This is a genomic window from Streptococcus sp. SP8 (assembly GCF_030440045.1).
In the GTDB taxonomy this organism is placed as follows: domain Bacteria; phylum Bacillota; class Bacilli; order Lactobacillales; family Streptococcaceae; genus Streptococcus; species Streptococcus parasanguinis_I.
Genome location: NZ_JAQFJL010000001.1, coordinates 131829 through 145565, shown reverse-complemented (window position 1 = coordinate 145565; position 13737 = coordinate 131829). Strand labels below are relative to the sequence as shown.

Sequence of the window (13737 nt, the reverse complement as noted above, 5' to 3'; positions counted from 1 at the left end):
GAGCAAACATGAATATCTATGATCAACTACAAGCTGTAGAAGACCGATACGAAGAGTTAGGAGAATTGTTGAGTGACCCCGATGTGGTCTCTGATACCAAACGCTTTATGGAGCTTTCAAAAGAAGAGGCTTCCACTCGTGATACGGTGACAGCATACCGAGAGTACAAGCAAGTCCTTCAAAACATTGTCGACGCTGAGGAAATGATTAAGGAAGCAGGCGGAGATGCTGATTTGGAAGAAATGGCCAAGCAAGAGCTAAAAGATGCTAAGGCTGAAAAAGAAGAGTACGAAGAAAAACTGAAAATCTTACTTCTTCCAAAAGATCCAAACGATGACAAGAACATTATCTTGGAAATCCGTGGAGCAGCAGGAGGAGACGAAGCCCAATTGTTTGCTGGCGACCTCTTACAAATGTACCAAAAATACGCAGAAAGCCAAGGCTGGCGCTTTGAAGTCATGGAAGCCTCCTACAATGGCGTTGGTGGGATCAAAGAAGTCGTAGCCATGGTTTCTGGTCAATCAGTTTATTCAAAACTCAAGTATGAATCTGGTGCCCACCGGGTGCAACGGGTTCCTGTGACAGAAAGCCAAGGTCGTGTCCATACTTCGACTGCCACAGTTCTGGTCATGCCAGAAATCGAAGAAGTCGAGTACGACATTGATCCAAAAGACCTTCGGATTGACATCTACCACGCATCTGGTGCGGGTGGACAGAACGTCAACAAGGTCGCAACAGCCGTTCGTATCGTCCACTTGCCAACCAATATCAAGGTCGAGATGCAAGAAGAACGGACGCAACAGAAGAACCGCGAAAAAGCCATGAAGATCATCCGTGCGCGTGTGGCTGACCACTTTGCTCAGATTGCCCAAGACGAGCAAGACGCTGAGCGGAAGTCTACTATCGGGACTGGTGACCGTTCAGAGCGGATCCGGACTTACAACTTCCCTCAAAACCGTGTGACCGATCACCGGATTGGCTTGACCCTTCAAAAACTGGATACCATCTTATCTGGTAAATTAGATGAAGTGGTCGATGCTTTGGTCTTGTATGACCAAACACAAAAACTAGAAGAGTTGAACAAATAATGTTGTTGGGACCATTATTAGCCCAGTATGAAGAAGAACTAATAGCCGTTGGAGAGGAAGCAGAAAGCCTCTCCTTCGCGTATCGTGCTTTAAAAAACTGGACCTTTACAGACTTTGTCCTTGCCTTGCAAAAAGAAGTGGAAGTAGAGGATCAGGCCTTGCTTGATTCCATCTTTGAGCAGTTGAAACATCACGTCCCTGCCCAGTATATTATTGGCAGTGCAGAATTTTATGGCCATGTTTTTACAGTGGATGAGCGCGTCTTGATCCCACGACCAGAAACAGAGGAGTTGGTGGATCTCATACTGGAGGAAAACGATGGGGAAGCCTTACGAGTTCTAGATATCGGAACAGGAAGTGGGGCCATTGCCATTAGCCTAGCCCTTGCTAGACCTTCCTGGCAGATTCAAGCTAGCGATGTCTCAGAAGAGGTTTTAGCACTGGCTCAAGAAAATGCCAAGCAGTTAGAAGCTGTCCTTGAATTCAAGTCGTCAGATGTACTGGACGAACTAGAAGGTCCTTATGACCTGATTGTGTCCAACCCTCCCTATATCTCTCGGGATGATGTAGAAGAGGTTGGAGCCAATGTTTTAGCCTCTGAACCCCACTTAGCACTTTTTGCGGATCGTGATGGATATGCCATCTACGAAAAGATTGCCCAGCAAGCACCAAGTGTTTTAACACCAGATGGAAAGATTTACCTAGAAATTGGCTATAAGCAAGGAAGCAAGGTAAAAGAGCTTTTTCAAGAGGCATTTCCCGATAGACGCGTTCGGGTTATGAAAGACCAATTTGGACAAGATAGAATGGTAGTAGTAGACAATGGATCACATTGAGAAAGAATTAGAAGCAGGACGTGTGGTTATTCTGCCAACTGAAACAGTCTATGGTATTTTCGCTAAAGCTTTGGATAAAGAGGCAGTTGATTACATTTACGAATTAAAACGTAGACCTAGAGAAAAGGCTCTGAATTTAAATGTAGCTGGCGAAGAAGATATTCGACTTTATTCGAAAAATCAACCTGGCTATTTAACAAAACTGATTGATTCGTTTTTACCAGGGCCTCTCACTATTATTCTTCAGGCGAATGACAAGGTGCCAGACTGGATTCATTCAGGCTTGGATACAGTTGGTTTCCGTATTCCGGCTCACCCAAAAACGTTGGAATTAATTCGTAAATACGGTCCTTTAGTTGGTCCTTCGGCCAATCTTTCAGGTCATGCAAGTGGAACAAAGTATAAGGCTATTATAAGCGAATTTGATCAAGTGGTTCCTGGTGTCGAGGATGATGAATTTCTGACTGGACAAGATTCAACTATTTTGGATATCTCTGGTTCCAAAGCAAGGATTTTGCGACAAGGTTCAATTACCAAAGCTGATTTGCTTGCACATGTGCCCGAGCTTTCCTTTGAGGATGATGAACTTCCTCAGTGATAATGTACATAAATAATTTTTTATAAAGGAGTAGACCCATGATTTTTGATAAAGAAGATTACAAAGCTTATGATGCAGACCTATGGAATGCGATCGCTAAAGAGGAAGAGCGTCAACAAAACAATATTGAGTTGATTGCTTCTGAAAATGTTGTCTCTAAGGCAGTGATGGCTGCTCAAGGGTCTATTCTGACAAATAAATATGCTGAAGGCTACCCTGGCCGTCGTTACTATGGCGGGACAGATGTGGTCGATGTGGTCGAAAGTCTCGCGATCGAACGGGCCAAAGAAATCTTTGGGGCTAAATTTGCGAACGTTCAACCGCATTCAGGAAGTCAGGCAAACTGTGCTGCCTATATGGCCTTGATTGAGCCTGGTGATACCGTAATGGGGATGGATCTAGCTGCCGGTGGGCATTTGACGCACGGAGCTTCTGTGAGTTTCTCTGGTCAAACCTATAACTTTGTGTCTTATAGTGTAGATCCTGAAACAGAGCTCTTGGATTTTGATGCCATCTTAAAACAAGCCCAAGAAGTGAAGCCAAAACTCATCGTTGCTGGTGCCTCAGCCTACTCTCATATTATTGATTTCTCAAAATTCCGTGAGATTGCTGATGCAGTAGGAGCTAAGCTCATGGTTGATATGGCCCATATCGCTGGTCTCGTGGCAGCAGGTCTTCATCCAAGTCCAGTTCCTTATGCCCATATCACGACTACGACCACTCACAAGACCCTTCGTGGACCTCGTGGAGGCCTAATCTTGACCAATGACGAGGAATTAGCTAAGAAAATTAACTCTGCTATTTTCCCTGGTATTCAAGGAGGACCGTTGGAGCATGTCATTGCAGCCAAAGCTGTCGCCTTCAAAGAAGCGCTGGATCCTGCCTTTAAAGAGTATGCAGCTAATGTGATTAAGAACAGTCAGGCCATGGCTGATGTCTTCTTGCAAGATCCTGATTTCCGCGTCATCTCAGGCGGAACAGAGAACCACCTTTTCCTTGTCGACGTCACTAAAGTCGTTGAAAATGGGAAAGTGGCGCAAAACTTGTTGGATGAAGTCAATATCACCCTCAACAAGAACTCTATTCCTTATGAAACCTTGTCTCCATTTAAGACCAGTGGGATTCGGATTGGTGCAGCAGCCATCACCGCTCGTGGTTTTGGTGAAAAAGAAAGTCGCACCGTTGCTGAAATGATGATCAAAGCGCTGAAGAATGCGGACAATCAAGAAGTATTAGACGAAGTGCGTAGCCAAGTTAAAGCCTTGACAGACGCCTTTCCACTTTACGAGGACTAAACCATCTTATGGATATTTACGTAAAAAAAGCCATCATTCATCAATTTAGCCCAGACGATACCGATCTCTATTTGGCAGATAAATTTCTCAATATCACGCCTAAAATCGAGGAATACTTGCGTAAGAAGATTGAACGGGTCTACTCGGATGAAGCCAGAACCGGTATTTTCGAAGAGGACAATCTTTTTCTTGAGATGATCTCAGATGACCTACTAGAAACTTCAGTAGCCGTAGCCAATCGTTGGAAGGAAGAATTTGTCGTCTCTGAGAATCAAAAGACAAACGATTTGGTGTTCATTCAATTCTCAAAAGAAGGGGTGGACCATTTTGCCTTTCTTCGGATTGCCTTACGGGAAACCCTGACGCATCTTGGTGGTGAAGTGGATAATCCGATTAAGCTGACGCAAAATAATCTACCTGGTTTTGGCACTGGTGCTGATGAGGCTTTGGTCATCAATCTTCAAAGTCGCAAATACCACTTAATTGAAAAAAGGATCAAGTACAACGGGATGTTCTTGAACTATTTTTCTGAGAATCTGTTGCAGGCGCAACCCAAGATCTCTCCTAAAAAATCGATCAAGGAACTAGAAAAAACAGCCCAGAAGATTGCGGAAAGCTTCAACACAGATGATTTTCAATTTCAATCAAAGGTTAAATCAGCTATTTTTAACCATATTGAGGAAGAAAATAAACTCTCTCCTGAGAAATTAGCGGATGATCTCTTCAACGACAATCTGACAGCTCGCCTCAGTTTTATTGACCAAGTCAAAGAAGCTGTACCAGAGCCTGTCACCTTTGAAGAAATTGATGCAAGTCGCCAGTTGAAGAAGTTCGAAAATCAGAAATTGTCATTGTCGAATGGAATTGAACTGATCGTTCCGAATAATGTCTATGAGGATGCCGAATCTGTTGAATTTATTCTAAACGATAACGGGACCTATTCTATTCTGATCAAAAATATTGAGGATATACAGAGTAAATAATGATTAAACGTATAGTGAAGATCTTCTTATTCATCTTACTAATATTTGGAATCTACAAGGGGGTTCAGATCCACCATGATGTCAAACAAGTCATGCAGTACCGCTCCCTGGTTAGAGAAGTCCTTGCTGAGGAGGACACCACGGCCAATGAAAACCTCATTCTTGCTATGATCTATACGGAGACCAAAGGTCGAGAGGACGATGTCATGCAGGCGAGTGAGAGTGCAAGTGGTGAGACCAATACTATTAGTGATAATAAGGCCAGCATTCGCCAAGGAATTCAAACTCTTTCAGATGAGTTAAAAGAAGCCAAGAAAAAAGGCGTTGATAGCTGGACAGCGGTTCAAGCCTATAATTTTGGGAAAGACTACATCGATTACGTCGCAAAACACGGTGGAACAAATTCCCTCGAGTTGGCCCGCGCTTATTCACGAGATGTAGTGGCACCAAGTCTTGGCAATGTAACCGGTGAAACTTATCTTTACCTCCACCCTATCTCTCTTTTAAACGGGATGGAACTCTACATTAATGGGGGGAACATTTATTATTCTCGTTTAGTAGAAACCAATATGACGATTATGAAGTTATTTTCATGGTTTTAATCATTTTCCAGAGAGCCGATTGGCTCTTTTTTAAGCTGATCAGTTCTGCCTCCGATTTTGAGGGATAATAAAAATGTCATGCATTCTTAAAAAAACTGTAAGCTAGTTTTAAGAAATCAACTGTATAATGAAAATCGAAGTGGGTAAACTCTTTATTTACTTCTTTTTTCATCTCTAGTGAGGTGAGAAAGGTAATAAGAGATACCCAAAGTTGATTTGAGTTAGAAAGAAGAAAAAGATGAAATTAAAGAAGATTGCACTGTTTGTAACGACGACTTTGGCCTTGTTGACAGCTGTCCCACGTGTTTTTGCAGATAGCAATGTGCAGAAAGTCATTGATGAAACCTATGTCAAGCCAGACTATGTTTTGGGCTATTCGCTGGACCAAAGTCAAATCGAACAAACCTTGAGTCTCTTGAACTACGATAGTTCAAAAGATAAAGAAGAGTGGAAAACCATGACACCAGAGGTTTATTCTTCGATTATGAACGTTGCCAACGATGATAGTTTGGAACTTTATTCCTCTGTTAAAATTCAAAAATTAGGCAAAAATAAGCCACTAGAAGTGAATATCGTGACACCTCAAAATATCACCAAGGTCACTTCAGATATGTATCGTAATGCAGCCGTTACACTTGGATTAGAGCATGCTCAAATTACAGTAGCTTCTCCTATCCAAGTGACCGGAGAAAGTGCCTTGGCTGGTATTTATTACTCGCTTGAAAAAAATGGTGCCAAAGTTTCTCAAGAAAGCAAAGATCTGGCCCAAGAAGAGTTAAAGACTCTATCAGGGATCAATGAAGAGAACGCGGGAAAGAAAAACTTCGATGCGGATAAGTTAAACGTAGCATTGACCGACATAAAAACGGCAGTAGCCAATGCCAAACAGAACAATCAGGATTTAAGCAAGGATGATATTCGAAAGATCGTCGAAGAAACCCTTAAAAATTATAAGCTGGATACAACTGTGACAGGTAATCAGATCAATTTGATCGTAAATTTCGCAGTCAACCTCTCAAAGAGTAGCGTCATTAGCAGCAAAAGCTTTACCAAAACCTTGTCGGATCTGAAAGATAGTATCGTAGACAAGGCAGGCGATACCTTTAACAATATCGATCTCAATTTTGATACCAATGCTATTCTAAAAGACAGTGGAAATTTCTTCACAAATGCGTGGAATGCCATTGCCGGCTTCTTCGGAGCCATCTGGAATGCCATTGTCAAATTCTTTAGTGGTTTAGTTGGCTAAAAATAGCACAAAAGCACTGCAGACAATAAGTCAGAGTGCTTTTTGTGTGTGATTTCCTATTTTTATACTTAATTAGATATTTTATGTTATGCTCGTGAATCAAGGTCCCCCGGACCTTAAACTCGCTTTTCTATTTCTTGGCTCGTGAAAAAAAGGTCCCCCGGACCTTTTTTTTATTCCCACTCTACAGTTGCAGGTGGTTTACTTGTGATATCATAGACGATGCGGTTAACGTGGTCAACTTCGTTAACGATACGGACTGAGATTTTTTGGAGAACTTCCCAAGGAATTTTAGCGAAGTCAGCTGTCATTCCATCAATCGAAGTGATAGCGCGGATAGCGATAGTGTAGTCGTAAGTACGGCCGTCTCCCATAACACCTACTGAACGAACGCCAGTGTTAACAGTGAAGTATTGCCAGATATCGCGGTCAAGACCAGCTTTAGCGATTTCTTCACGAAGGATAGCGTCTGACTCACGAACAGTTTCGAGTTTTTCTTCAGTGATTTCCCCCATAACACGGATCGCAAGACCTGGACCTGGGAATGGTTGGCGCCATACGATGTGGTCTGGCATACCAAGCTCAGTACCAAGCGCACGAACTTCATCTTTATAAAGAGTGTTCAGTGGCTCGATCAGTTCAAACTGCATATCTTCTGGAAGTCCACCAACGTTGTGGTGAGACTTAATGGTTTGAGCAGTATCCGTACCAGACTCGATCACGTCAGTGTAGAGAGTTCCTTGTGCCAAGAATTTCACATCTTTGAGCTTACTTGCTTCGTCATCAAAGACATAAACAAACTCGTTACCGATGATCTTCCGTTTTTTCTCAGGATCAGATACACCAGCTAACTTATCAAGGAAACGTTTTGCAGCATCTGCTTTAACGATGTTCAAACCAAACTTACCACCAAGCATATCCATCACTTGATCAGCTTCGCCTTTACGAAGAAGACCGTGGTCTACAAAGATACAGATCAATTGATCGCCGATGGCTTTTTGAAGGAGAACCCCAACAACGGAAGAGTCAACACCACCTGAAAGACCAAGAAGGACACGTTTGTCTCCGACGGTTTCACGGATTTTTTTGATCTGCATGTCAATGAAGTTGTCCATGGTCCAGTCACCTTTAGCCCCACAGATGTTCAAGGCAAAGTTACGCAAGATGTCATAACCGTGAACAGAGTGACGAACCTCAGGGTGGAATTGGATTCCGTAGATTTTCTTGTCTGGATTTTCAATCGATGCAAATGGACAGTCAGCAGAAGTACCAGTGCGGATAAAGTCAGCCGGAATTTCTGTAACAGCATCCCCGTGGCTCATCAAGACCAATTGTTTGTCTGGTGTGCCGGCAAAAAGAGCAGAAGATTCTGTCAAAGTCAGTTCAGATTGACCATATTCGCGGTTACCAGCATCACCTGCAGGAACGACCTTCCCACCCAATTTATGGGTTAACAATTGCATCCCGTAACAGATTCCAAGGATTGGAATACCGAGTTCAAAAATTTCAGGATCGATATCAAAAGAACCTTCCTCGTATACAGAGTTTGGTCCACCTGAAAGAACGATCCCAACTGGATTGATTGCACGAACTTCATCAGCAGAAATCTTGTGGCTCTTCAACTCTGAGAAGACTCCAATTTCACGAATCCGACGTGAAATAAGCTGATTGTATTGGCTACCGTAGTCAAGCACGATGATTTTTTCAACATCATGCAAATCAGTTGATAGGTTTGTCATCTTATCCCCTTCTTAAAGAAATTTACTTTCCTCTATTCTAACACAAAAGCCTTGTCTTTACCAATCTCTGATTGAAGAATTAGGAATTTTACGCTACAATAGAGATAACACAGAGAAAGAGCAAGGTTATGATTCCAGCTTACATTCAAATTCATGATCAGATTAAGTCTGAGATTGATCAAAAAATATGGAAAATCGGGGAGCGTCTTCCCAGCGAACGCGATCTAGCTGAGAAATTTCAAGTGAGTCGGATGACGCTTAGGCAGGCTATTACCCTTCTGGTTGAAGAAGGAGTGCTTGAAAGACGTGTAGGAAGTGGTACCTTTATCACCAGCACGCGCGTCCAAGAAAAAATGCGAGGTACAACCAGTTTTACAGAAATTATGAAATCGCAAGGCAAGGAACCTTCTAGCCAAGTGATTTCTTACCGTAAAACCATTCCTAGCCTCCAAGAAGTGGATAAATTGGGCATCGATAAGACAGAGACCATCATTCGGATGGAACGGGTCCGGTATGCTGATGGGATCCCTGTTGTTTATGAAGTGGCCTCTATTCCAGAGAAATTTATTAAGAATTTCAATCGTGAAGAGGTTACCAGCCATTTCTTCCAAACCTTGGAGCGGCATGGCTATAAGATTGGGAAGTCGCACCAGACCATCTATGCGCGATTGGCCAAGGATAAGATTGCGGAGTACTTACAGATTTCAAAAGGGCAGGCTATTTTAGGTCTGACACAGGTTTCCTATTTTGAAGATGGGACGGCTTTTGAGTATGTAAAAAGTCAGTATGTCGGCGAGCGGTTCGAATTTTATTTAGAAAATAACTAAGCTCGCAAATCGTAAAAATAGAAAACTCTTCAAATGTGTGAGAGCTCACTCTCTTTGGCATTTGGGAGCTTTTTTTAGGTTGAAATCATTCTTTCTAAATAGTGATAGTACGGTCAAAAATAAAAGATTTAAAAATATTTTATTTTTTCTTCAATTTTTGATTTTTTTTACGAATTAATAGATAGAAGCTAGTTTTAGATCTAAAAAAAGATATAAGGCAGGAAAAAATGAAAAAAATTAAAATCGATGTGGTAGCTGTTCCCTTGAGTGGGCATCTGTACCCAACTTTAAATCTCGTTAAACCCTTATTAGATGATCCAACTATGGAAATCCGAATTTTCACGGGTCCTCAGAAAAAAGCCGTCGCAGAAAGTCTCGGCTTCACGGTCGTTCCGATTCTAGAGGACAAAGTAGAAGAATTTGAACGTGTGGCTAATAACGATAAAAAATACAATCTCTTTTCAGCTTATCGGCAATTGTCTAGGAGTCTTGATTTGATTAATCATGTATCGGATCAATTGCTAGAGGAGTGGCGTGTCAACCGTCCAGATATTGTCATTGCTGACTTTATCACTCTATCAGCAGGCTTTGTGGCAGAAGAGTTGGAAATTCCTTGGATTACCACCATGGCAACCCAATTTGCAATCGAAACTCCTTATGGTCCTCCTTGCTTCTTCGGAGGGATGGGAATCACGCGCACGAAGAAGGAAGAGAAGATCCAAGCACTATGCCGTAAACTCACGCGCATTGGAAAATACTGTGGGGCTTTCCTCTTACGCAAACGCTTAAAACGTTACAATTTCAAGTTGTACAATCAAAATGGAGTGGAGACCATCTACTCTCCTTATGCCATCTTTGGAATTGGTATGATGGAGCTAGAGTTGAAGACACATTTCCCTCATCAATATGCGTGGCTTGGCCCTTTGGGGACTTCTCTTGAAAAAGCAGAAGATTATCCTTTAGACATCAGTTCTTACGAGGACAAGACGAAGGTACTCGTGACATGTGGAACCCAGTTGCCTTGGGCAAAGGAGAATTTGCTAGAACAAACCAAGCAGTTGGCCAAAGAGCATCCAGAATGTCACTTTTTCGTCACCTTAGGAGATGGGGCAAAAGACTTTTCTGAAGAAGATGTAGCACCAAATGTGACGCTCGTCTCTTATCTGCCTTACAAAGAATATATTCCGCAGATGGACTATGTCATTCACCATGGAGGAGCTGGAATCTTTTATCAGTGTATCGAATTTAAAAAACCAGCCTTGATCTTGCCACATGATTATGACCAATTTGACTATGCGATTCGAGGAGTAGAAGCAGGAATTGCCTTTCAAGCTCATCGCAATCGCACCGAAGAGATTCAAGCAGGTTTTAATGCCCTATTAGAAAAAGAATCTTGGGAAAAGTTAGAAAGACTAAACAAACTTTCAAAAACCTACAAGCCGTTGGATACCTTGGAGTTTGAAATTCAACGATTATTAAGACGTGGAACGGATGGGAAACTATGAAAATACTTGTAACAGGTGCGACTGGCTTCCTTGGAAAATATGTGATCGATGAGTTGTTGGCTCACGATTATACCATTGTAGCTTTTGGCCGAAACGAAAAAAATGGGAAAGCTCTGGAAAATGATCGCGTCCAATTTATCAAAGGGGATTTGAGCTCTATTGAGGAATTAAGACAAGCCTTTCAGTCTGTTGATGCTGTTGTTCATGCAGGAGCTTTATCTTCCGCCTGGGGACCTTGGAAGGCCTTCTATCAGGCGAATGTAGTTGGTACTAAAAATGTCCTTGAATTGTGTCGTGAATATGCGGTAAAACGCTTGGTTTACGTTTCTTCTCCTAGTATTTACGCAGCTGGAAAAGATCAATTAAACATCAAGGAAAGTGATGCTCCAAAAGAAAATCACCTCAACAATTACATCCGAAGTAAATTGGCGTCTGAAAAACTTTTTTCTGACTATTCAGATGTGCCAAGTATCATCTTGCGTCCTAGAGGATTATTTGGTGTGGGGGATACCAGTATTTTGCCTCGTGTCTTACGCCTCAGTCGAAAAATTGGAATTCCTTTGATTCGAGGAGGAGAGCAGCTCATGGATATGACCTGTGTGGAAAATGTTGCCCTAGCCATTCGCTTGGCTCTGGAAGCAAAAGAAGCACACGGGCAGGTTTATAATATTACAAATGGGGAACCAAAGACCTTTAAGTATTTGATCGAAACCACACTAAAAGGATTGGGAGAACCGATTCGCTATCGGAAGATTCCAGCAGGTCTAGTAGCAGGTGCGGCCTATAGCCTTGAAGGAGTGTATCGATTATTCCATCTGAAAGCTGAACCTCCATTGACTCGCTATACCTATTATCTCCTTCGATATAGCCAAACCCTCGATATTCAAAAGGCCCAAACCGAACTTGGCTACTATCCAAAAATGACCATTGAAGAAGGGATTGACAACTATGTCCAACATGATCAAGCACATTGATTATTTCCCAGCAGGCTATTGCAGTAGTCATTCTGGACTCTTATTTAAGGGGATTCCAAATGAAAAAATGCAATTTCCTGCAGGTGTCTTTTTGATTCATCACCGTGAAAAAGGTTATATTTTGTACGATACCGGCTATCACTACGAGATTAAGAAAAAAGCTCGATATTTCTGGTACCGTCTAGCCACACCAATGCAGATGAAAAAGGAAGACCAGATCGATTATTTATTGCGAGAGCGTGGGATTGATCCAGCAGAAATTACTTATGTGATTCTTTCTCATTTGCACCCGGATCATCTCGGTGGAGCAGCCCTTTTTCCAAATGCTCATTTCTTTGTCAGTCAGGAAGTCTATGAGGTGTACCAAAAACCGAAATTTAAAGATCTGATTTTTAAAGAGTTTTTGCCAGCTGATTTCAAAGATCGGGTGACTTGTCTCAAAGCAGATCAAAGGCATCCTGCTTTCCCCTATCGCCCGACTACGGATCTTTTTGATGATGGGAGCATTCTTGTATCATCTATCGATGGGCATGCGAGAGGGCAAGGTTGTCTTTATCTGGATGAGCTCAAACTCTTCATCGGAGCAGATCTTTCTTGGGGAGTAGACCTCTTGCCTTTCACACGGCAAATGCGTCTCATTCCTTCCTTGGTTCAGGATGATAAGAAGGCTTATTTAAAAGGAGCTGATTTGCTGGAAACACTCTTGCACGATGGCATTCAAGTTGTGGTCAGCCACGACCCGCAAGATCGGATTGAAAGGATTTTAAATGAAAAAAATAGTCTTTCTGAAAACCTTTATTGAAACCAGATGGTGCCATCGATTCCGTTCAAGGGAAGCCTTAGAAAGGTACCAAAAAAAGAAATTGGCACGCTACCATGCATTTATCACCTCTCAATCTCCCTATTTCCAGACACATTCTCCCGAATCCTTTGGAACCATGGATAAAACCTTCATGATGACACATTTCAATGAACTCAATACCCTGGGAGTGGATCGAGATCAGGCTTTAGAAATGGCGATTCGCGGAGAACAGACGCGAGATTTTACCGAGATGAATGGAGAAGTAGCAGTAGGCTTGTCTTCTGGGACTTCAGGCCACCGAGGAGTTTTTGTCACCACAGAAAAAGAAAGAAGTATGTGGGCTGCAGCGATTCTAGCCAAGATGCTACCGAAAGGAAAACTCTTTGGTCATCGCATTGCCTTTTTCTTACGAGCGGACAATGAACTTTATCAAACCATTAATTCAGGCCTGATTCGCTTGGAATATTTTGATATTTTCAAGGATAGCAAGGAGCATTTAGAGCGTCTCAAAGACTATCAACCAACCATTGTGGTCGCACCAGCTTCAACCTTGATTGAGTTAGCCAACTATGTCAGTAATCAGCAACTTGCGATCCAACCTGTCAAGGTTGTTTCTGTCGCAGAGATTCTAGAAGATCGAGATGCTCAGACCATCGCCAAAGCTTTTCAACTAGACAAGGTTGATCAGGTCTACCAAGCGACAGAAGGATTTTTAGCTTGTACCTGTTCAGAAGGTAATCTTCACCTCAACGAAGATATTTTGTATGTCGAAAAAGAGTATCTGGACGATAGCCGCTTTTATCCGATTATTACGGATTTTAAACGAACGAGTCAACCCATCTATCGCTACCGACTCAATGATATTTTAGTAGAAGAAAAGTCTCCCTGTCCTTGTGGATCCGTTTTTACTCAAATCGCGAAAATCGAAGGACGATCGGACGATATCTTCTATTTCAAAAAAGTTGATGGGAACAGCCAAACCATCTATCCAGATTTTATTCGCCGGTGCATTTTATTCGTTGAAAATATTCAGGACTATCAAGTGACTCAGCTGGCAGATGGATCTATTACCATCGCCTTGAGTCATCGTTCCGACTTTATTGAGAAAGCGATCTTTGCCCAATTTGAACTCTTGGCTCAACAAAAACAATTCATCCTCCCAAGTATTCAATTTATCGATTACCAATGGGACCCAACACGTAAATTAAAACGTGTTCAACGACTTCAATAAAAGGAGAA

13 protein-coding genes are annotated in these 13737 nt (G+C 42.2%); 12 read left to right on the top strand and 1 reads right to left on the bottom strand.

Annotated features, from left to right (window positions below; translation table 11 throughout):
- Window positions 1–8: 8 nt before the first annotated feature.
- From prfA to PCY11_RS00640, 7 genes are all read left to right on the top strand, one after another.
- Window positions 9–1088: a peptide chain release factor 1 gene (prfA, locus tag PCY11_RS00670; RefSeq protein WP_003007273.1), complete on the top strand. Its 1080-nt coding sequence runs from the start codon at window positions 9–11 to the stop codon at window positions 1086–1088.
- Window positions 1088–1924, top strand: a complete 837-nt coding sequence (gene prmC, locus PCY11_RS00665; protein ID WP_049474935.1) for a peptide chain release factor N(5)-glutamine methyltransferase — start codon at window positions 1088–1090, stop codon at window positions 1922–1924. Before prfA ends, prmC begins: the two co-directional genes overlap by 1 nt.
- The gene (locus tag PCY11_RS00660) at window positions 1911–2522 is read left to right on the top strand and encodes an L-threonylcarbamoyladenylate synthase (protein WP_049474936.1); all 612 of its coding nucleotides are present in this window, start codon (window positions 1911–1913) and stop codon (window positions 2520–2522) included. Before prmC ends, PCY11_RS00660 begins: the two co-directional genes overlap by 14 nt.
- Before the next feature lie 38 nt (window positions 2523–2560).
- A complete protein-coding gene (gene glyA / locus PCY11_RS00655; protein ID WP_301362314.1) occupies window positions 2561–3817 on the top strand; it encodes a serine hydroxymethyltransferase in 1257 nt (418 codons plus the stop codon).
- An 8-nt stretch (window positions 3818–3825) separates the two neighbouring features.
- Window positions 3826–4800, top strand: coding sequence for a nucleoid-associated protein (locus PCY11_RS00650; RefSeq protein ID WP_301362313.1), 975 nt, complete (start codon window positions 3826–3828; stop codon window positions 4798–4800).
- Window positions 4800–5402 carry a lysozyme family protein gene (locus PCY11_RS00645; RefSeq protein ID WP_023918108.1) on the top strand — a complete coding sequence of 201 codons (603 nt, stop codon included), beginning with the start codon at window positions 4800–4802 and terminating at the stop codon, window positions 5400–5402. Before PCY11_RS00650 ends, PCY11_RS00645 begins: the two co-directional genes overlap by 1 nt.
- A gap of 238 nt (window positions 5403–5640) precedes the next feature.
- On the top strand, window positions 5641–6651 hold the full coding sequence (locus tag PCY11_RS00640) for a DUF1002 domain-containing protein (RefSeq protein ID WP_301362312.1): 1011 nt from the start codon (window positions 5641–5643) through the stop codon (window positions 6649–6651).
- 173 nt (window positions 6652–6824) lie between these two features.
- Here PCY11_RS00640 and guaA read toward each other — a convergent pair whose 3' ends face one another.
- Window positions 6825–8390 (bottom strand): glutamine-hydrolyzing GMP synthase, encoded by a 1566-nt coding sequence (gene guaA / locus PCY11_RS00635; RefSeq protein ID WP_003012033.1) that lies wholly within the window; start codon window positions 8388–8390, stop codon window positions 6825–6827.
- Window positions 8391–8518: 128 nt separating this feature from the next.
- On the opposite strand from guaA, the gene PCY11_RS00630 reads away from it, so the two are divergent.
- The 5 genes from PCY11_RS00630 to PCY11_RS00610 all read left to right on the top strand — a co-directional run bounded on the left by PCY11_RS00630 (window position 8519) and on the right by PCY11_RS00610 (window position 13729).
- Window positions 8519–9217 (top strand): GntR family transcriptional regulator, encoded by a 699-nt coding sequence (locus tag PCY11_RS00630; protein WP_003007291.1) that lies wholly within the window; start codon window positions 8519–8521, stop codon window positions 9215–9217.
- A 227-nt stretch (window positions 9218–9444) separates the two neighbouring features.
- Complete coding sequence (locus PCY11_RS00625; protein ID WP_070846586.1) at window positions 9445–10722, top strand: glycosyltransferase; 1278 nt, start codon at window positions 9445–9447, stop codon at window positions 10720–10722.
- A complete protein-coding gene (locus tag PCY11_RS00620) occupies window positions 10719–11696 on the top strand; it encodes an NAD(P)-dependent oxidoreductase (RefSeq protein ID WP_031573276.1) in 978 nt (325 codons plus the stop codon). Before PCY11_RS00625 ends, PCY11_RS00620 begins: the two co-directional genes overlap by 4 nt.
- Window positions 11671–12498 (top strand): MBL fold metallo-hydrolase, encoded by an 828-nt coding sequence (locus PCY11_RS00615; RefSeq protein WP_070846585.1) that lies wholly within the window; start codon window positions 11671–11673, stop codon window positions 12496–12498. Before PCY11_RS00620 ends, PCY11_RS00615 begins: the two co-directional genes overlap by 26 nt.
- Window positions 12464–13729: a F390 synthetase-related protein gene (locus tag PCY11_RS00610; RefSeq protein ID WP_301362310.1), complete on the top strand. Its 1266-nt coding sequence runs from the start codon at window positions 12464–12466 to the stop codon at window positions 13727–13729. The genes PCY11_RS00615 and PCY11_RS00610 overlap by 35 nt, the downstream gene beginning before the upstream one ends.
- Window positions 13730–13737: the final 8 nt, after the last annotated feature.

Excerpts from the sequence above, each read along its gene's own strand:
- prmC (WP_049474935.1), top strand. The coding sequence starts at position 1,088 with ATGTTGTTGGGACCATTATTAGCCCAGTATGAAGAAGAACTAATAGCC.
- PCY11_RS00650 (WP_301362313.1), top strand. The coding sequence starts at position 3,826 with ATGGATATTTACGTAAAAAAAGCCATCATTCATCAATTTAGCCCAGAC.
- PCY11_RS00610 (WP_301362310.1), top strand. The coding sequence starts at position 12,464 with ATGAAAAAAATAGTCTTTCTGAAAACCTTTATTGAAACCAGATGGTGC.
- PCY11_RS00630 (WP_003007291.1), top strand. The coding sequence starts at position 8,519 with ATGATTCCAGCTTACATTCAAATTCATGATCAGATTAAGTCTGAGATT.
- guaA (WP_003012033.1), bottom strand. The coding sequence starts at position 8,390 with ATGACAAACCTATCAACTGATTTGCATGATGTTGAAAAAATCATCGTG.
- prfA (WP_003007273.1), top strand. The coding sequence starts at position 9 with ATGAATATCTATGATCAACTACAAGCTGTAGAAGACCGATACGAAGAG.
- PCY11_RS00615 (WP_070846585.1), top strand. The coding sequence starts at position 11,671 with ATGTCCAACATGATCAAGCACATTGATTATTTCCCAGCAGGCTATTGC.
- glyA (WP_301362314.1), top strand. The coding sequence starts at position 2,561 with ATGATTTTTGATAAAGAAGATTACAAAGCTTATGATGCAGACCTATGG.
- PCY11_RS00645 (WP_023918108.1), top strand. The coding sequence starts at position 4,800 with ATGATTAAACGTATAGTGAAGATCTTCTTATTCATCTTACTAATATTT.
- PCY11_RS00625 (WP_070846586.1), top strand. The coding sequence starts at position 9,445 with ATGAAAAAAATTAAAATCGATGTGGTAGCTGTTCCCTTGAGTGGGCAT.
- PCY11_RS00660 (WP_049474936.1), top strand. The coding sequence starts at position 1,911 with ATGGATCACATTGAGAAAGAATTAGAAGCAGGACGTGTGGTTATTCTG.
- PCY11_RS00640 (WP_301362312.1), top strand. The coding sequence starts at position 5,641 with ATGAAATTAAAGAAGATTGCACTGTTTGTAACGACGACTTTGGCCTTG.
- PCY11_RS00620 (WP_031573276.1), top strand. The coding sequence starts at position 10,719 with ATGAAAATACTTGTAACAGGTGCGACTGGCTTCCTTGGAAAATATGTG.